Raw genomic sequence first — 19,398 nt, forward strand, 5'->3', positions numbered from 1 at the left:
CCAGAACATGGTTATGGTCTAGTCTGCCCGGAGCATGCCTTTGTAAATCCCTGGTGTTGAATTTTCGATCTTCACGGCCCCCAGTGTCTGAGCATAGAAATCTACGGGTCCTGCCGATCCTATGATCGCGTAAGCGTAACCATCTGCCTTCATGGCGTGCATACAGGCCAGCAGCAATGCTGTACCTACACCTTTGCCCCGTGCCTCCTGACTGACACCTGTTGGACCAAAGAAATTGCGACACGTCGCCTCATAACAAGCGAAGCCGATCATTTTCTCATGCTCAAGTGCAATATAACAAGTCACAGGTTGACGTGCAAAAGCCACATCACATTCATCCACCCAGGGCTGACTAAAATGGGATCTTACCCAATCCAGCACAAGCTGCTTCTCTGGTGCAATGGCTCTTCGGATGACAATGGAGGAATCCTCCAACTTTTTGAGTCCACTCTCTTGCTCTGGCAAATGGTAAAGCGCCACCAACATATCACTCATCTGACCTTGTTCCTCCTTGTATTGAATGTTAGCAACCACACTTGAATTCAAACCAACATCAAGACGATCCGTAATATGAATCACAGGTTATAGCACTCTCTTGAAACTTAACCCTATCTTGATGCCTGTAACCTGCAAGATGACTGATATTGCAAATTAGAACTGACACACTTCTTCCATAACTTACATAACAAGTGCAACCCTTGATCAAGTTGTCCCGTCTATAAGAATGAAGCGCGGCCCCAATTAGGAGTTTACCGCGATATAACCAAGATTAGAAGGGATGAAAATCAACAATGAACAACAACATGAAAAAAGTAAGCGCCCTGATGGTCCTGTCCTTGGCCCTGAGCGGTGGAGCTGCATATGCAGCTACTCTGGACAGTACACAACCCGTTAATTCAACCTCCGTATCCGCTGACAGCAAAGCAACTGAAGCCGTTAAAGTATCTGTGAACGGTGCGCCAATGGCTGACGGTTATTGGAACAAAGATGGTCAAGTACCCATGATTGCGCTGCGCGATCTCACGGAGGCACTTGGCATTGAACTGAAATGGAACAAGGAAAACAAATCTGCCGAATTGACCAAAGGAACGCTCTGGACACTTGTTACTACAGGCAAAGACCAGTATTCGGTCAATAAAATGCTGCTTAAACTGGGAACAGCACCCGAAATCACGGATGGCAAACTGTTCGTACCCGCTTCTTTTGCAGAAGAAGTACTGCATGGTCAAGTGAAAACAACAGGAAACCAGGTAAACATCTCTCTTGAAGAGGACGTGAAAACCGTTACTGAGCGTGGTGTCATTACAGGAATCAATAGCGAAGGCAAATATCAATCCATCCATATCGGCGGTGCAGGTACAGACGGTATCGTACTTAATGTCGGTGAGGATACTACTTTCAAATCCGCGGATGGCAAAGATATCAAACTCACTGATCTGACCATTGGTATGAACGTGGAAGCGGAGCATTCAGAGATTGCAACCCTCAGTTTACCGCCGCAAACACCTACCTACAAGGTCACTTTGCTGGATACCGTTGCTTCGGATTCCGAAACACAATTGAAAGAGGTTCTGGGTACAGCAGGCACGATTGAAAATGTAAAAACGGCTGCAGACAACATGACCCAAATTGAAATCTCTGGCACACGCCTGACTGAGACAGCACCTGATCACGTTATTCTTAACATTGGCAAGGATACACAACTGGTGAACCATGAAGGGGAAACCATCAAAGCAGAGAAACTGACCAAAGGGGCCAAAGTCATTGGATTCTATAGCCCGGTCCTGACTCGCAGCCTGCCGCCAATCGGAACAGCTTGGAAAGTAGTCATCGAAACACCAGCCGAGCAACCTGAAGCAAAATAAGCAGCATGGAAGAACGACTAACTGCTTAGTTCGCTGCCTTCCACGAGCATAGTGACATTATGTTCATCATGCAGAAATAACCTTACCCCACTTCCTTTTCCATGGAGGTGTGGGTAAGGTTATTCTCTATCCTGGATTTTACATAATCAATGTATAAATTTCTGTGCTAAAAATTTTTCACGAAATGTATGTAATTGTGATAGCACTATTTCGTTATTTCGCCATCCGTTTCAGCTTCTGCATCAATAATCGCTTCCGCCTCAATTTCCACCATCAGCAAAGGATCAATGAGCGCACTAACCTCCACCATCGTGGCGACAGGCTGGATCTGACCAAAAAATTCACCATGAGCCTTGCCCACTTCTTCCCACCGGGAAATATCAGTTACAAACATCCGGGTTCTCACGACATGAGACATGTCTGCTCCCAATTCTTTCAGTGCATTCTCAATAGTCTGCAAAACAAATCTTGTCTGTGCATATGGATCGCCCGCTCCAACAACCACACCGTCCTGCATGGCCGTTGTACCAGCCACCTCAATTCGGTTGCCAACACGGATGGCACGGCAATATCCCACAAGCGGCTCCCATGGGGAACCCGTAAAAACCTGTTGTCTGCTCATTCTGCTTTCCCTCGCTTTAATTGTCATTTTCCTTGATTAATCTTTGAAGTATATCAGCCCACTGCCCTTCCAGACAAGCAGAATCCGTTTCTTTCCCGATTAATTCTGTGCACATCAAAAAATCCCTGTAAGACAACGCATTCACCTCGGTAAATGGCGTTCTTACAGGGACTCTTGATACTGGTAAGTTGTATGCAAAATATGAAGCAATCTGCCTACAGTTTGATATTGGCCTCGTCAAAATATTCTTCAAGTGTCAATCCGCTTTTCACGATATCTGGCGCCAGATCGGTGCCGACATAGCGGATATGCCATGGCTCATACACATAGCCTGTTATATCATCCTCACCCTTCGGATAGCGGATGATATACCCGTATTCTGCTGCATGCTCGGCCAACCACTGGCCTTCTTTCGATGTACCAAACACTTCTTCCAGCGCATTGCCCACACTTGGACTGGAAACGTCAATCGCAAGCCCGGTCTGATGTTCGCTGTGGCCTGGGACAGAGCTTACACGATCCGTGTATTCCTGACCTTTGGTTTTGACATTATTGTTGTAGATCGATACTTGACGCTCATACGAACGGTATCCAGACACCGCACGAAGCTCAATACCGTCCGCTTTGGCACCTGCAAACAGCTTCTCCAGCGCCTCGGCAGCTTCCTTGCGCAAATGACGCTTCTCATGCGGTCCGTCGAAGGAGAACGGTACGTTAGGCTCCACCAGATCACTTGGCTCGTAGCCTTCAGGCAAGCTGCGCTGCTTGTTAACGATGACGGTCATCGCCTGTGCGTTGGTAACCACAGCTTGTGTATCAATCGTCGTTTGCAGTGCACTAATGCTGCGCTTCTCCATGAGTGGATCTTCTGTTGTAGCTCCGTTGCCTGCGTCAGAAGAACCCTCTTCTCCGGTTGAAGCATTGCCGGAACCACTGTCCGTGCCTTCACTGCTATTGTCCGAAGATGAGCTGTCATCCCCACCTGTGTTGTTGCCATCTTTGCCAGTATCCTCGGTCAAATGAACCGTGGTACCATCCGTCTCTTGCTGTGCGCTGCCTGCCGCGTTCAGACCCTGGTTCTCCTCTGAGCCCGAACCGTCCTGGCAAGCGGACAGCAAAGCTCCGCATATCATAAGTGAGGACAGCATGACCGCAACGTGGCGCTGTCGTCCTGTACGTAATTTCATGTAAAAACTCCTATCGCATATTGTAATAATGATTGCTGCATTCGTGCATGTGGGCTTGTCTTCCCCTGCGACAGTATACCTTAAATTGCAGCGAAGCTCCACCAGTAAAGCCCCCCTTGAGAGGAGGTCACCCTAAAGATATGCCGGGTGTACAGCTTGTACGGTCGTTTTTTGGACTTTTAGAGCCGTATCCCAAGGTTCTCTAGACAAAAGATGTTAATTGGAAATGGGTATAACCATTTCAGATAAAAGACTTGTGCTGATGCACATCACAAACAAGCGGGGGATGATCTGAGATCTCCCCCGCTCCGAGTGGTGCATCATTTGATTGCCGGGCTGTCCTTCTTCTTTTGGACAGCCTCCCACATCCGCGCAGCTACGCGCTCGCGGATCAATGCCAGCCCTGCGGCGGCAGGCACGCCTGGCAGCAGCGCCGCCAGCTCCGGCGTCGCCGGGGCTTGCCCGGCTGCGCCAGCCGCACCTTCACGGCGCCGAAGCCAGGCCCCGGCTGGTGCATGGCGCCGTCCGCGGCTGCCTCGGCGATCCACTCGCCGACGGCTGCGCCGCCTTCGCCGCCCCGCGCTTGCGGCCGGCCGGCCGTTTCGGCTGCGCGGCCGGGGCCGCTGGGATCATGGGCAAGTTCCTCCGCCCATGATCCCAGCACGCCGGCGAGCAGTGCTTCGCGCGGCAGGCCGGCGTGCGCCAGCTGCAGCAGCGGCTCGGCCGCGAAGCGCGCGGCAACGGCGCGCTCAGCGGCCGCGGCATGCGCGCAGCCCGGGCGGCCGCAGCTGCACGCCGCTGCACCGCCAGCGCCGAGCGTTGCGCCAGCGGCTGTGCCAGGCACGGCCTCAGCCGCTGGCGCAGTGGGCAGCAGCCCGGCGAGCTCTGCCGGGGCTGGGCCGCCGCGCAGCAGCGCGTACAGCGACAGTGGTCGCTTGCGCAGCTGTGCCAGCACAGCCTCGCGTTCAGCTTCACTGAGCTGCGGCAGCGTGCCTGTTACCGTGAACAAGCCTTTGGCTGATTCGGCCTTGCTTGCCGCTGCTGAAGCCTCTTTGCCTGCATCAACAGCGGCACTGACTTCTGCTGTCCATCCACCGGGGGACATATGCAGCTCTACATTCCATTTTTCGCTCACAACAATCCCCCTCCTTATCTCTACATTCTATATTCCTTATATATCTTAAAACTTACAGCCATGTCTCGCCCTGAAGCGAAATCAGACCGCGCAGCTCATCATCCGACATTTCGGTCAACCAGTTCTCACCAGAACCGACGACTTGCTCAGAAAGCGCCTTTTTGCTCTCAATCAGCTCATCAATCCGTTCCTCCAGGGTTCCCTGACAGATCAGCTTATGCACCTGCACGTTCCGATTCTGCCCAATCCGGAATACCCGGTCCGTTGCCTGATTCTCCACCGCAGGATTCCACCACCGATCATAGTGAACAACATGGCTCGCACGTGTCAGATTCAAGCCCACACCCCCGGCACGGAGAGACAGGACAAACAGAGACGGACCCTCCCCTTTTTGGAAGGTTTCCACCATATCATCCCTCTGCGACTTCGAAACACCGCCATGCAGGAAATACGGTTCTTCCTCATACCGCTGTGTAAGCCGGGATACGAGCAATTCGCCCATCGCCACATACTGAGTGAATATCAGCGCCGATTCACCGTTATCACGGATCGCATCCAGCAACTCCAACAGACGCTCCATTTTACCGGACGCCTCTGCCTTGCCATGATCCTTGCGGCTGCTGTCCGCCAGTACAGGATGATCACAGATCTGCTTCAGCTTGGTCAGAGACGACAATACAATCCCCTTACGGGCAATACCGTTTCGTCCATCCAATCCGCCCATCAGGTCATCCACCACTCGCTGGTACAGAACGGTCTGCTCTGGTGTCAGAGAACAATAGGATTTTAACTCCAGCTTCTCCGGCAGATCCTTGCGGATATCCGGATCACTTTTCAGCCTGCGCAGCATAAAGGGCGATACCAGCCGATGAAGCTCACGCAAAGATGCTGCATTTTCTTCCGACGGACCCATTCCTGTATACCGCTGGCGGAATGAAGAAGCCGTACCCAGATACCCCGGATTGAGGAATTGGAAAATGGACCACAGCTCGCTTAGCCGATTCTCCACTGGTGTACCCGTCATCGCAATGCGATGCGGCGTAGACAGCCGCATGACGCTTTGCGCTTGCTTCGTACGGTAATTCTTAATATATTGCGCCTCATCCAGCACAACGGTAGACCAGTGCAGTGAAGCCAGATCCGGGCCATCCCGGCCTGCCAGATGATAGGTCGTCAGCACAATATCATGGGACTGCGCTTCTGCCTGAAAAGCATTGCCATGCAAGCGTTGTCCTCCATGATGGATATATAACGACAGATTCGGGGCAAACCGCTTCAGCTCACGCTGCCAGTTCCCGAGCAACGAGGTAGGGCACACAATAAGTGCTGGCAGATGCGCATCATGCACATGTGGCTGTTCACCGTTCGCGGATTCTTCTTCCATTCCCATAAACGCTTCGTGCTCACGCGCTTCCTCAGCTGCGGCCTGCTGTTCCTCATGTTTCAAGTCAAGCAGGCAGGTAATAACCTGAATCGTTTTCCCCAGTCCCATATCATCGGCAAGACATACGCCGAAACCGAGTTCACGCATGGCGGACAACCATTGGTACCCCCGCTCTTGATAAGGTCTCAACTCGCCATGCAGCTCTGCCGGAACCTGACGCGGCTCAATACTGCGGAGCACCTGTCCGTCGAGCAAAAAGGACAGCAGCCCCTCAGATTCCGCACCAAAGACGGAAAGCCCCTTCCATGCGGTATCTTCGCCTTCCTCAGCTGCGAGATGCAGCCATTCGGAGAGTGGCATATATTGTTCTTCTTCTTTTTCATATAACGCAGAACCTGGCGAATCTCTTTCGTATCCACTTCAATCCATTCACCGCGGAACATCACATAAGGCACTGTTGCTTCCGCAAGGGCAGCCAGCTCCTCTGCCGTAACAGGTTTCCCGTCCAACATCGGTTCTGCCTTGAAGGCAACCAGCTGCTCCATGCCCAGTGCAGACGGAGCTCCAAGCGGTCTTTCTGTTCCGCGATTGAGCATCTGCAGACGTAGTCCGGCGCGGCGTTTCCCTGCACGGCTCCAGCGGGAAGGCATTAGTACCGTTACTCCCGCCTTCTGTAGTCGAGGCACAGCATAGGTTAAAAATTCAAAAAAGGCTTGCTGTTCCAGCTTCATTCCTTCCGGTCGTGCATGAAGCAGCGCCGTTTCAAGCTCCGGTGCCAGTTCTGCTGCATGCCCCAGCGCCATCAGGAGCTGTTCTGCAGCTGAACTATAACAAACCTTCCCTCGATCCAGATCGCGCTCCGGATGTGCCCAGATCGTGCGTGCAGGCAATCTCAGACCAGATTCCTGCACACTATCTGCCCAGAAGGTAATCCCCCACAATGTTTCATGATCACCCAGTGGCGGTTCCAGCCGCAGTACCAGCTTCAGCTCACCTTCTGTGGGAGCCGTTTCTTCACTGCCTACCACCGGTCTCGCTGTACCACCAGCTTCTTGCAGCGTTCCAATGAGCTCTGCCATTTCTTCCGTAGGTCCCTGAACTGTCACCGGGCGGAACATCGAGATCAGACTGTTCCACCACAATTCCACTACCGGAGAGGAGCCACGCCGGAATGACGTGCGGTATCGAGACAGTTCACTATCCATGCCTTCCATCTCACCCGTGACAACCGCATGAACCATTCCGCTCATAAATGAAAATAATACGGCCGCTCCCGCTTCCTCCCGTGATTCCGGTTCAGAAGATGCGTATGCTCCGGGAGCAGACAAGCCAATCGGCGGCATGGATTCCGCCAACTCCCGGAAACGTTCCACATCCGCTTCCTGCAGCAGACGCGGACGCCATACACCTGTCAGCGTTTCTTGTCCGGTCCGGCGACGCGCACCCGTCTTGGCGGCAAATTCAGCAGACGGAGCAAATTCTCCGCGCAGCAGCAGTTCCTGTGTAAACTGTGCTGCTTTTACCCAGTAGCGAATCTCTTCTCCAGCCTGAATTCCTGCCGCATTCAATATACTGTCATCCCAATGGAGCAGCAGCTTGAATGTATCTTTAGGCGATATTGCCAGTCCTTCCAACGTCCGTCCGAGCAATTGACGCCGCTTCGTACCCTTCGCTTCCGCGGCATTACGCATCGGATTGGGCCAACGAAGCTCCGCAAGACGCAGAGCGGCAGGCTGAAACAGACGACCCCCGTCGCCAAAATTCAGCTTCCTTACCACGTGGCTCCATGCATCCACACGCGGCTCCGATGTTTCACCGGAAAAACAAAAAAATACGTCACCAAGCCATACTCCATACAGCGATTGCATCATTACAGTCTCCCGTCATCCCTTCGCATTGTTACTCTCCATCATATACGAAAATGCTCGGATTTAAAAACGTTTACGCATAAAAAGTGCTACATCACTTCGAAAAAACATCTCTGAACCACTTCATACTATATTATGTATGCCTATTAAAAGGTGAAACACGCCACGCCTTTGCGTTTGAAGAAAGATGTTTACACAAAAAAAATGCCCCTTATCCCGAAAAGGGTAAGGAGCATTTTCATAATCCATTCGATATGCGCTTGGTATATGTCACTTAAGAGTTGCATTTACTGCAATTTGGTTAAGTTGCCCAGCAATACATCCAGATTAAGAATGCCTGCCTCATGATCGTCATTGTGGGCGATTTCCTTGAATATTCCTGTTGTGTAACGACGATATTCTTCCGTAGGCTCTTCAAATCGATCATATGTCACAACGGAATCCACGGAATCCACGACGAGCGGCACATAACCGTCGTGGTAAGGCACAACAATGATGCGTGTGGCAGGTGTAGGCTCCTCATCAGGCATGCCCAGCAGAACACGTACACTGACCACAGAAACCACTTTGCCGTACAGAGGTGTAAAGCCCTTGATTTCGGGACTGCCAAAAGGAACCGTGGTCACAGGGAGCATTCTGATAATTTCATGAACTTCATCAATACGAAGCGCACAAATCTGATTTCCAATCGAGAAATTAATGTATTGAACTTGAACTTCCTCATCCATAGTTATATCCAAACCCTTCTTGTTTTCAGTTTCATGGAAGTCTTGATTATCATAATCTTTACCATGAGAATTTACTTAGCACGATATCTACAGATCTAAGAACACGATCTCACGTTTTTCGTTAGATCCTTCATTTGTCGCTACTTGGACTGCACGCTGCTCAAGCCTTTACTATTATATCGGTCTATGTAAGATAAATTTTTACCTGCGGAATGATGGATGTCGATTTTGTGTCCCGATGGATGAGCAGAGCATTTGAATCGAACAACGGTCTCGACAAGGATACCCACGTCAAAAACACCTTCATGTCCACCAGATTCGCGGACAAGAAAGTGTCTTCGGTTGGTTCTTTTCAGCCTTCCTAATACAAATGACACGCCACCTGGCGTCCCGGGGAAATCTCCCTCATATCCGGAATAACAGAGCGGCATTCGTCCTTCACATACGGACAACGGGTATGAAACGTACAGCCGGAGGGGGATTCTCCGGATTGGGCACATCGCCGCCCAGGACGATCCGTTCCTTTTGCACATTCGGATCGGGAACCGGAACAGCGGACATCAATGCTTTGGTATACGGATGCAGTGCCTCAGTGAACAACTCAGATGTGGGCGCAAGCTCGACCACTTTGCCCAGATACATGACCGCTACACGATCACTGATGAACTTGACGACGGACAGATCATGAGAGATGAACATATACGTCAGTCCGAATTGTTCCTGGAGATCCTGCATCAGGTTCAGCACCTGTGCCTGAATGGACACATCCAGCGCAGAGACCGGCTCATCACACACGATGAACTTCGGGTTCAGGGCGAGGGCACGAGCAATACCGATCCGCTGGCGTTGTCCACCCGAGAACTCGTGTGGGAAGCGGTGCGCCTGATAGGGAGACAATCCGACTACTTCCATCAGCTCTTCGATTCGGCTTTTCAGCTCGTTTTTCCCCAACTTGTGATGGGTAATCAGCGGCTCCTCCAGTGTACGTTGTACCGTCCAGCGCGGATCGAGTGAGGCATACGGGTCCTGGAACACCATCTGCACATCCGTTCGGAAACGGCGCAGCTCTTCTGGGGCAGCTTTCGTACATCCTTGCCTTCGAAGAACACCTCGCCATCCGTCGGCTCAATCAGGCGCAAAATTGCACGACCTGTGGTGGATTTGCCACAACCGGACTCTCCGACCACGGCAAGCGTCTCACCCCGCTCCACAGACAACGTAACACCATCAACTGCTTTGACAGCACCGACCTGTTTGGAGAATAGGCCCTTGCGGATCGGATAATGCTTCTTCAGATTTCTGACTTCCAATATCGCACTCATATGATCCCCTCCTGCTGCAGCAAACAGCGGCAGCTGTGACTTGGTGCTGTCTCCAGTAATTCGGGCTGTATCGTCTCGCATCGTGCTTCCTTCACCGGACAACGTGGGGCAAAACGGCAGCCGGACGGCATATGGGCCGGATTCGGCACCTGACCCGGAATGGACTGAAGACGATCCTGATCTCCCGCAAGCTGTGGCAGTGAAGCCAGCAAACCGCGGGTATACGGATGCTTGGGATCGGCAAAAAGGGTTTTGACATCCGTCTCTTCCACCACTTGTCCGGCGTACATCACCATGACACGATCACACATCTCAGCTACAACGCCAAGATCGTGGGTAATCATCATGATTGCCATATTTTCCGTCCGCTGGAGGTCACGCATCAAGTCCAAAATTTGCGCCTGGATGGTCACATCCAGAGCCGTTGTCGGTTCATCCGCGATGAGCAGCTGCGGGCTGCATACCATCGCCATCGCGATCATCACCCGCTGGCGCATCCCGCCTGAGAGCTGGTGAGGGTATTGTTCTGCAATTTTGTCGGGGCGGGGAATGCCGACTTTGTGCAGCATCTCAACCGACCGTGCCCAAGCCTCTTTTTTGCCCAGCTTCAGATGGTATCGTGCCGCCTCGGAAATTTGTTTGCCGACTTTGAAAACCGGATTAAGCGAGGTCATCGGCTCCTGAAAGATCATCGCCATTCGGTTACCCCGAATCCGGCGAATCTCCCTTCCGGACAGCTTGAGCATGTCTTTCCCCTGAAAACGGACTTGTCCTGACGCCACACGGCCGATCTTCTTGGGGAGCAGCTGCATAATCGATAACGAGGTAATACTTTTCCCGCATCCCGACTCCCCGACAATACCCAGCGTCTCACCCTGCCGTATGGAAAGGCTGATCCCGTCCACGGCGCGGATGACGCCTGCATCCGTGATAAACTCTGTCCGCAAATCCGAAACTTCGAGCAGTGCAGTCATGTTGTTCCCCTCCCATACCATTACATTCTGAATCTTCTACACCCGTACTCATGTCCCTACCACTCTGCGTTCGTTCAGCTTGGTTCTCCAACCGTCCTTCTCTCCCAAAAAGAATTAACGGTTGAAGGTCGCAGTTCCTTCCGAAGATGCATCGTTCAAAACCTTAGATGCGGACTCCTCTTCCAGACCTTCCACACCCAAATATTTAAGCGCGCTGAGCGCATACACTTTGGCGCACTGGATAATCTGCCACACGGGTGCTTTTTCATTAAAATTGTGAATGGTGGACAGCTCTGCCGGACCATATTGCAAGACCGGAATCTGATGATTGCGGAAGTGGCGTGCATCGCTGGATGCCCATTGCAGCACACCGTACGCCTCTTCGCCGCTCACTTCGCTGATGCTCTCCACCAGTTGGCTAACGATCGGTTCATGCGCTGGAGTCCAGTTTGCGTTGCCCTGAAACCCAAACGGCTTCAGCTCTGACTCAATTCCCGCTTCAAGCAGCAGCGAGCGGGCACGGTCGAGCACATCCCGGTAATCCACACCAAATGGGACACGCGAATCCACCTGAACAGTGCAGCGATCCGCAACCACATTTACCTTGGTTCCACCCTGAATTGAACCGATATTTACCGTGACATGGTCGAACACCTGATAGGCCAGACCTGCCTGTTCGCGGTCACGCGCGTACTCCTGCGAGATGCGGATAATATCCTTTACTTCTTCCGGGATGTCCGGCTTGATGTCCCACAGCCGCTGCAAGGCTTCAATTCCTTTGGCTGCCTTCACAATCGCGTTATCCCCTACAATGGGCTGCAAACTGCCATGACCCGGCGTGCCTTCCACCGTGAACTCGAACCAGCAGCTCCCCTTTGTCCAATCGTTGGATGCTGCGGGCTGGAAGGTTCAGCGATTACTGCGGCGGTTCCGGTTGCAAGACCACGTTCGAGCACCCACGGCACCCCCAGATCACCACCTGTTTCTTCATCCGGGACAATCATCAGCGACAGGTCACCACGCAAAGGCACACCCAGCTTCGCCAAAATAACCGTTGCATAGATCAGGCCCGCAAGCCCGCCCTTCATGTCGGATGCTCCGCGTCCAAGCATGTATCCGTCCTTGATTTCGCCGCAGAACGGATCAAAATCCCAACGGGAGAGATCTCCGGCTGGCACAACGTCTGTATGACCACAGAAAATGAGATGTTTATCTGACTTGTCTGCGCCTTCTCCATTCAACGTCGATATCAGGTTAAACATGGTTTCCGTTGCCGCGTGTACTTTGGTGTCGATTCCAGCCTGATGCAGATATTCGATAATAAAAGCACTAATCTCACGCGAATCCCCTGGAGGATTCTCCGTGGGAAAACGGATCAATTGTGAACATAACTCCAGTAATTCGTCCTGGCCTTCCTCAATTGCCTCAAGTACCTTCCTTTTCCAATCCATCCTGATCAGGCTCCTTCCAAATATGGGTTGTATTGTGGTCAATACGAATCGTCAGAAGACAGGCATAATTGCCTGTCCCCCGAGACGTCCGTTCAATTACTGCTTCTTGCTAAGTGGATAGAAACGGAGAACCTCATCCGGGTAATACACATATCCGCTGACTTTGTTGTTCATGCCAACAACCCGGTTGTACTCGTAAAGATATGCCCATGGCGCTTCCGTCGTAATGATCTCCTGCGCCTTCATGTACAGTTCGTTGCGTTTTGCCTGATCCGGTTCGGAGCCTGCTTCTTCCCACAGTTTGTTCACTTCCGCATTGTTGTAATGAATGTAGTTGGAAGAGCCTTCACCGTAGAGCAGGAAGCCCAGGTGGTATCCAGGATCGTTAACAAAAGAAGTCCATTTAGAAATGTAAGAGACTAAATTCCCGTCTTTTTGCTGTTCCAAGAACTGAGCACGAGCCACTTTGTTAATGTTCATTTTGATACCGATTTTGGCCAGCTCGGCTTGGATCAGAACCGCGTCATATTCCCAATCATCAAATCCGGAACCGAGGGTAAAGTCAAAGCTGAACCCTTCCGCATAACCTGCTTCTTTCAACAATTCCTTGGCTTTGTCCAGATTGTACTCGTACACATAGCCTGCATCCGTAAAACCTGGTGTGTTGCTTGCTACAGCACTCTTCATCTCTTTGGCCTGACCGTACATAACATCGTTGATTAATTGGTCATACGGGATCGCATAGCTGATGGCCTGACGCACTTTTTCATTATCAAACGGTTTGACATTGTTGTTCATCGCGAAGAACAAAATGCGGTTACTCGCATTCGACTTGATCGTCAAATTACTGTTCTCCTGCAAAGCCGCAACATCTTTGGGAGGAATCTCGATCGCCATGTCTACGTCACTTTTGTTCAGCAGCAGCACACGGTTGGAGGCTTCCTTCGTGAATTTCAGCGTGACTTTGCTGAGCTTCGGTGCACCTTGCCAGTAGTCGTTGTTGGCCTGGAAGACTGCTTCACTGGCCGGGTCCCATTTTTCAAGCGTGAAAGGTCCTGATCCGGCAGCATTTGTTTTCAAATAATCGTCACCTTTTTCCTCGACCAACTTCTGGTCCACAATGGAGAAGGTATACATGGCAATGATTTGGGTGAACATGTGGTTTGCTTTATTCAGTACGATCTCGACTGTGGAGTCGTCCTTGGCTGTCACACTCTTAATGTCCGCCATTCCGTATAGAAAGCTGCCGGAGCTGGACTTCGCCACACGGTCAAAAGAGTACACAACTGCATCCGCATTGACCGGATTTCCACTTTGGAATTTCAAACCGCTTTTGATTTTGAATGTATACGTCATATTGTCATCAGACACTTCCCAGCTTTCGGCGAGCATCGGCTGAATATCCTCTGTGTTGGCAACGTCAGCACCATCTACCGTTTTGACACCATAGGTTACCAACTGGTCATAGGTTGCCAGAACCAATGTATCCGAGGTCAGGTCATTCGCCTCCGCCGGGTCCATTGTGGTTCCACCCTCAGAGTAAGCAACCGTCAGTGTAGGCGCGGGCTTCGTATTCTCTCCTGAGCCGGATGCCGCAGGCTGCTGGTTGGCATTGCTGGCACAGCCGCCAAGAACAACGGTAAGAGCAATCATTGCAGAAAACCATTTGAGCTTTTTCATTTTTAGTTTCCTCCCCTTTTTGAACCAGTCTTATGATGTGATACTGTAAAACGTTGCAGCTTTTATTAGACAGAGCGAATATGTGCACCAGTACCTGATAAGCAGCTTGCTATATTCCTGATACCAACCGCAGCAGCATTCGATCAGCCTGCCGGTGGTGATAGAACCTTGCACACCTTTATCTCAAGGCATTCCCCGCAAATCGGTTCCCCCATCCAGCTATCTATGAATCGGTTCTGTAGAGGCAGATATGACCATCCTCTATTTTCCCGAACGCAACCTTGGGTCCAGCACATCACGGAAACCATCTCCGAGCAGGTTAAAGCCAAGAATGGATGTGGCTATAGCCAGCCCAGGGAACGTCACGAGCCACCATTGTCCGGAAATGATATACTCCCGACCTTCAGAGATCATGGCTCCCCATTCGGCTGTAGGCGGTTTAACACCAAGACCGAGAAAGCTCAAACTGGACGCCGTCAGAATGGCAAAACCCATACCGAGTGTGGCCTGTACCAATAAGGGTGCCAAAGCATTCGGCAAAATGTGGCGAAACAGAATTACTCTGTCCCTCACACCAATGGCTCTGCTGGCCTCCACGTACTCCTTCTCGCGCAAGGATACCGTCTGTCCATACATCAATCTGGCAAACTCAGGAATGCCGACAATCCCTACAGCAATCATGGCACTCGTCAGTCCGTTGCCGATGGAAGCCGCAATTGCCATGGAGAGGACCAGCGAGGGAAAGGCAAGCAGTACATCCATCACCCGCATAATGATATTGCCGGTACGTCCACCGTAATAAGCAGCAATTCCACCAAGCGGAACCCCGATGACAAACGAGATGCTGACGGCAATCAAGCCTGTCCAGATGCTTATTCTGGCTCCATACAGAACACGACTCAGAATGTCCCGGCCATAGTTATCCGTACCAAACCAGTGACCACCTGACGGGGATTCCAGCTTCACGGCCGTATTCGTCACGTACGGATCATAAGGGGCAATCCAGGGCGCAATAGCAGCAATGACAGTCCACATGACGATAAAGGTCAGACCAATGGCAGCGAGCCGATTGCGAAGCAACAGTCTCAGAAAGGTTTTGGGTTTAGGAACAACCGCTGGTACAGGTTTAGTTCCCATGGAAGTCGGTGCGGCAGTACTCACAGCGGTACTCCTCCTTTCGCGGCGACCCTATTCATAACGGATTCGTGGATCAATCAATCCATAGACCAGATCCACCGCCAGATTTATAAAGCTGAACAGAATGGCACTTACGAGTGTGAACGCCTGAATTGGTGCATAATCGGCAGCCAAAATCGAATCTGTGACATAACCACCGACACCGGGCCAGGAAAAGATCGTTTCCGTAATTACCGCACCACCGAGTAATCCACCGAACTGAAGGCCAAGCACGGTCAACGTGGGAATCAGGGCATTGATCAGGGCGTGTTTGCCGACGACAGCGGTTTCACTCAAGCCCTTGGCTCGTGCAGTACGCACATAATCCTGTCCGATGACTTCCAGCATGCTGGATCTGGTCATACGCGCCACTATCGCCATCGTTCCTGTGCTCAGGCATATTGCCGGGAGCAGTAAATGTGCAAGACTGCTTTTGAGCGCAACCATATCTCCAGTCATAAGACTGTCTATCACGTACAATCCGGTGATATGCGTCGGTGGATTGAGGTCTCCGCTGATACGTCCCATTGGAGCTGGAGCCCAGCCGAGGATGGAATAGAAGATGTAAATAAATAGCAGTCCCAGCCAGAAGATCGGTACACATGCTCCAATCAGGGAGAACACTCTGGAGATGTGATCTATAAAGGACTCTTTTCGAGTTGCGGCGATGATACCTACCGGAATCGCAACACAGATGGCTATAATCACACTGGCCAGCGTCAGCTCAATGGTTGCCGGAAAGCGGGTGGCGAAATCACTCAGCACCGTATGACCAGTATGGTAGGCGAAGCCCAGATTGCCTTGAAGCAACTGTCCCACGTAGCTAAAAAATTGTACAAATAATGGCTTGTCCAATCCCATGTCCATTCGGATTTTGGCAATGACATCATCCGTGGCCTGTTCGCCAGCCATGACAATGGCCGGATCTCCCGGAAGAACGCGGGACAGGATGAAGGTAATCACCACAATGCCGATCAGCGCCGGAATCATCTGCAGCAGCCTTCGGAGCGTGTAAGCAAACAATCGATCAACCCCTTTAACTCTGATGTCTCACTTGCTGTTTTACGGTTCTCTGTGGACGGCCCAGTCTTAAAAACTTGTCTGTTTATCCGTCTCTTCTTTGTAATTGTGCTTATTTTACCTATAATCCTTGCGTCGAACTACGTCCCTTTTAGCTAAAAAAAAGCACAACCGTTTGTCGATTGTGCACTAATGTCTCCTATTAATGTTATGTTAAATTACACTCTAAGACATAGTTCGCTATTTTTCGACCTATATCTACCATATCCTCCATTGTTGATTTTGCTGTAGAAGCATGTGCCCGATGGGCAGGACCTACACCTCTTGTTTATCCTGCTTCATGTAGTAATACACAAGACACAGATGACATACAAATTGTTCACGCGGCTGGTTCAGGTCGAAGCCTGTAATATCCCGGATACGCTCCAGCCGGTATTTCACGGAATTCCGGTGAATATAGAGGCGATTTGCTGTCTCGATCAGGCTCCCCCTGCTCTCCAGATAATAAAAAAGGTCCGCAGCAAGTCACCACTGTGTTCATCGTCATAAGCCCGCAATTTTCCCAGCTTCCGCTCAAACAATGCCGCAAAACCCGGATCATTCGCCGTTTCACTCAGCAAATGATATACCTCCACATCCTCAAACCGGGTTGTACGCCCACCCGACAAACGGGAGGATACCATCAGGGCATTCCTGGCCTCGCCATAGCTTTGATGCATATTCCAAAGTGGAACCTGGGTGCCCACGCCTGTCCTGAACTGTCCAAGCTTGTTGGCCGGATCTTCGAGCCATAGCCCAATGGTATCGGTCCAAGATTGAACGTCATCCATCCACACTGCATCCCTGGATTCCGGTGTTGGCAAAAGAGGACTGCCCTGTTGGTCCGGAATTCAATATGAGGCGCTACTCTCCGTTTTCTGGCCTCCTGACCAAGCAATTCGGTCAACAGGTCTTCATCCGGAGCCGTCTCCCCTTCCATCACGGCCACTTCCCATAAATGCTCCGGATTCATGCCGAGCTTGCGACCTCTCGATTCAGCTTCATGCGGTAACAGTAGAGGGGGTGTCAGCAGCTCGTCGATGAAATTGCCTCGAAGACGCAATTCGGTATCTTCCGCCACCTTGTTCCTCATCAATTCCAGCGATAGTACCAGTCTGGCCTGTTCAATTCCGACTTGTTCCATCTCATCCAGGGAGTCCTTGTCCACCAGCAGCCGGGCAACCATGCGCCGATCCAGATTAATCTCCCATACAAGTGGGTCCACAGCTTCCTTCCAGTCATAATCCGGTGGTGAAGACACAATCATCTGTCCCGCATTATCAATAACACCTACAGGTGCCTGAAGTAGTTCAGCCACATTGTCTCCTACAGCCTGAATCCCGCTGTTTTCAAGCACCATGGTCATCAGCGTCCGATATACTTCCTCTGACCTGCGAAGCAGTGCGGCCTGTCGATCCAGTACCAATTCCATAACAGGCTGCGTAATATCCATGTATGGTATTTCCGGAGGAATCTCAATGATGGGCAGACCGCAGTCATTACTGGCTGCAACGGCTTCTTTCGGGATTTCTTTGAGGAAACGCGCTGGCTTGATGGCCAAAGCAGCAGCCCCGGCTTCATTAAGCGTATAAATCAGTTCTCCGAGCAGCCCTGGATTATCGCGAATTGAGTAGGCTGTTGTCAGCATAAGCATGCCTTCTCGCAACCATCCTTGCAGATCGGGCACCTCCATAATATCCACGAACCGCACAACCCGATCCAATCCCTGGTGTCCGCTAATGACTTTGGCCTTGCTGAGTATAGGAATATTCAACAGTTCTTTCAATGTTATACCTGTCGTTTTCAAGCCTATCGACCACCCTGAGCCAGATTTGCATATCATTCTTGCATACTGCATCTCATTTTTTTGGATAGTTTACCAGACTATCTATTCAAAAAAAACGGGAAATTCTATGATATCCATATAAAATGAAATGATTTCACAAAATAAAGTAACAATAATACGTTGTTAGATGTAGTTAATCACATTAAAAATAAACTCATTGCTTTATCGCGCCACATCAAAATAAAACAGAATAAATTATACATCCCCCTTTGCATACATTCGCCGCGCTCCTCCCATCAGACCCGGCAACCCTTTATCCAACATAAATAACGCCGATGCAGTTATTCCACCTAGCATCGGCGTTAGAAACAAACCCTACAAACCTAAAAGTCAGCCAATAGCACACATCCCGCAAGCCCTTGATCACACATTCAATGCAGACACGGCTGCCCCTAATGAATAGATCGGGTCAAGCGCTCGGATATGCAGTTCTTTTTCCACTTCTATGGCGAAACCCATCGTGGCAAAACCGGTACACGCAAGAACGATGGACTCGGCACCTTCCGCCTTCAGTCTTCTGGCTGCTTCCATAGCTGCGATTCGCCCCTGTGGCGTGTTGAGATCCAGCGTAGTTACCACACCTTCGGGACGCTCCATCCCAATATAGGCATCACCCAGTATTCCTCGAATCAGGAGTGGCACTTCCTTCAGGATGGTCAATACGCCTACTCGCGCTGCTGAAGTAAGCGCAAGATGTGCAGCACATGATCCAGCACCATAGACGGGGATGTGAACAGCGGAACGTATGTCTGCGAGAGCTGGATCGGCTGCACAACTGATACCGATAGCGGTACAGCCTTCCTGTTCGAGTTCCCGCGCCAGATCCACAATTTTGGGAATCGATTGAAGCTCTGTGGCCTGATCATATACCCCCAGCGGTTGATCGGGAATACAGCAACTCCGAACCGGAACGCCATATCGCCCTTCAATCAATGCCCCGTGTCTGTGGATATCCTCTTCATGATGAAGCGTAATCACTCTGATAAGACCCAACATCGGCATTCCTCCCCAGGCTGTGGATATCTTGTGCATATGTTACCCACAAACTGTTGATAGTTACCCCCAGTTATGTGGATAACTATTTATATATTGTGAATATGT

At 51.0% G+C, this 19,398-nt stretch carries 15 protein-coding genes and 3 pseudogenes; 2 read left to right on the forward strand and 16 right to left on the reverse strand.

What is annotated here, in order from left to right; all coding sequences use genetic code 11:
- Nucleotides 1-18 precede the first annotated feature (18 nt).
- Nucleotides 19-579 (reverse strand): GNAT family N-acetyltransferase, encoded by a 561-nt coding sequence (locus ACTWJ7_RS32645; RefSeq protein ID WP_443146259.1) that lies wholly within the window; start codon nt 577-579, stop codon nt 19-21.
- A 212-nt stretch (nt 580-791) separates the two neighbouring features.
- Between ACTWJ7_RS32645 and ACTWJ7_RS32650 the strand changes: the two genes are divergently transcribed.
- Nucleotides 792-1,865, forward strand: coding sequence for a copper amine oxidase N-terminal domain-containing protein (locus ACTWJ7_RS32650; protein ID WP_079348806.1), 1,074 nt, complete (start codon nt 792-794; stop codon nt 1,863-1,865).
- A gap of 205 nt (nt 1,866-2,070) precedes the next feature.
- On the opposite strand, the gene ACTWJ7_RS32655 is transcribed toward ACTWJ7_RS32650, so the two are convergent.
- From ACTWJ7_RS32655 to ACTWJ7_RS32675, 5 genes and pseudogenes are all read right to left on the reverse strand, one after another.
- The gene (locus tag ACTWJ7_RS32655) at nt 2,071-2,487 is read right to left on the reverse strand and encodes a RidA family protein (RefSeq protein ID WP_024632153.1); all 417 of its coding nucleotides are present in this window, start codon (nt 2,485-2,487) and stop codon (nt 2,071-2,073) included.
- A gap of 215 nt (nt 2,488-2,702) precedes the next feature.
- Entirely contained in the window at nt 2,703-3,674 is a 972-nt protein-coding gene (locus ACTWJ7_RS32660) for a M15 family metallopeptidase (RefSeq protein ID WP_079348805.1), read from the reverse strand.
- Nucleotides 3,675-4,065: 391 nt separating this feature from the next.
- The gene (locus ACTWJ7_RS32665; protein WP_443146260.1) at nt 4,066-4,809 is read right to left on the reverse strand and encodes a hypothetical protein; all 744 of its coding nucleotides are present in this window, start codon (nt 4,807-4,809) and stop codon (nt 4,066-4,068) included.
- A gap of 52 nt (nt 4,810-4,861) precedes the next feature.
- Nucleotides 4,862-8,064 (reverse strand): annotated as a pseudogene (locus ACTWJ7_RS32670) (DEAD/DEAH box helicase).
- Between the two features lie 284 nt (nt 8,065-8,348).
- On the reverse strand, nt 8,349-8,789 hold the full coding sequence (locus ACTWJ7_RS32675) for a chemotaxis protein CheW (protein ID WP_079348802.1): 441 nt from the start codon (nt 8,787-8,789) through the stop codon (nt 8,349-8,351).
- Between the two features lie 230 nt (nt 8,790-9,019).
- On the opposite strand from ACTWJ7_RS32675, the gene ACTWJ7_RS32680 reads away from it, so the two are divergent.
- Nucleotides 9,020-9,154: a hypothetical protein gene (locus ACTWJ7_RS32680; RefSeq protein WP_301881843.1), complete on the forward strand. Its 135-nt coding sequence runs from the start codon at nt 9,020-9,022 to the stop codon at nt 9,152-9,154.
- On the opposite strand, the pseudogene ACTWJ7_RS32685 reads toward ACTWJ7_RS32680, so the two are convergent.
- From ACTWJ7_RS32685 to ACTWJ7_RS32730, 10 genes and pseudogenes are all read right to left on the reverse strand, one after another.
- Nucleotides 9,151-10,111: pseudogene (locus ACTWJ7_RS32685) on the reverse strand (ABC transporter ATP-binding protein). The gene ACTWJ7_RS32680 and the pseudogene ACTWJ7_RS32685 sit on opposite strands and share 4 nt — an antisense overlap.
- Nucleotides 10,108-11,085 carry an ABC transporter ATP-binding protein gene (locus ACTWJ7_RS32690; RefSeq protein ID WP_079348800.1) on the reverse strand — a complete coding sequence of 326 codons (978 nt, stop codon included), beginning with the start codon at nt 11,083-11,085 and terminating at the stop codon, nt 10,108-10,110. Before ACTWJ7_RS32690 ends, ACTWJ7_RS32685 begins: the two are co-directional and overlap by 4 nt.
- Nucleotides 11,086-11,199: 114 nt before the next feature.
- Nucleotides 11,200-12,536: pseudogene (locus ACTWJ7_RS32695) on the reverse strand (M20 family metallopeptidase).
- 96 nt (nt 12,537-12,632) lie between these two features.
- Nucleotides 12,633-14,216, reverse strand: coding sequence for an ABC transporter substrate-binding protein (locus tag ACTWJ7_RS32700; protein ID WP_079348798.1), 1,584 nt, complete (start codon nt 14,214-14,216; stop codon nt 12,633-12,635).
- Between the two features lie 261 nt (nt 14,217-14,477).
- The gene (locus ACTWJ7_RS32705) at nt 14,478-15,353 is read right to left on the reverse strand and encodes an ABC transporter permease (RefSeq protein WP_079348914.1); all 876 of its coding nucleotides are present in this window, start codon (nt 15,351-15,353) and stop codon (nt 14,478-14,480) included.
- A gap of 51 nt (nt 15,354-15,404) precedes the next feature.
- The gene (locus ACTWJ7_RS32710) at nt 15,405-16,415 is read right to left on the reverse strand and encodes an ABC transporter permease (RefSeq protein ID WP_179132763.1); all 1,011 of its coding nucleotides are present in this window, start codon (nt 16,413-16,415) and stop codon (nt 15,405-15,407) included.
- A 312-nt stretch (nt 16,416-16,727) separates the two neighbouring features.
- The gene (locus tag ACTWJ7_RS32715) at nt 16,728-16,913 is read right to left on the reverse strand and encodes a helix-turn-helix domain-containing protein (protein ID WP_443146449.1); all 186 of its coding nucleotides are present in this window, start codon (nt 16,911-16,913) and stop codon (nt 16,728-16,730) included.
- On the reverse strand, nt 16,892-17,095 hold the full coding sequence (locus ACTWJ7_RS32720; protein WP_443146261.1) for a hypothetical protein: 204 nt from the start codon (nt 17,093-17,095) through the stop codon (nt 16,892-16,894). The genes ACTWJ7_RS32715 and ACTWJ7_RS32720 overlap by 22 nt, the downstream gene beginning before the upstream one ends.
- On the reverse strand, nt 17,095-18,258 hold the full coding sequence (locus ACTWJ7_RS32725; RefSeq protein ID WP_443146262.1) for a PucR family transcriptional regulator ligand-binding domain-containing protein: 1,164 nt from the start codon (nt 18,256-18,258) through the stop codon (nt 17,095-17,097). Before ACTWJ7_RS32725 ends, ACTWJ7_RS32720 begins: the two co-directional genes overlap by 1 nt.
- Nucleotides 18,259-18,660: 402 nt before the next feature.
- Nucleotides 18,661-19,293: an aspartate/glutamate racemase family protein gene (locus ACTWJ7_RS32730; RefSeq protein ID WP_443146263.1), complete on the reverse strand. Its 633-nt coding sequence runs from the start codon at nt 19,291-19,293 to the stop codon at nt 18,661-18,663.
- Between the last annotated feature and the right edge of the window lie 105 nt (nt 19,294-19,398).

It is taken from the genome of Paenibacillus sp. 1A_MP2 (genome assembly GCF_052244825.1).
Taxonomy (GTDB): Bacteria; Bacillota; Bacilli; order Paenibacillales; family Paenibacillaceae; genus Paenibacillus; species Paenibacillus vandeheii.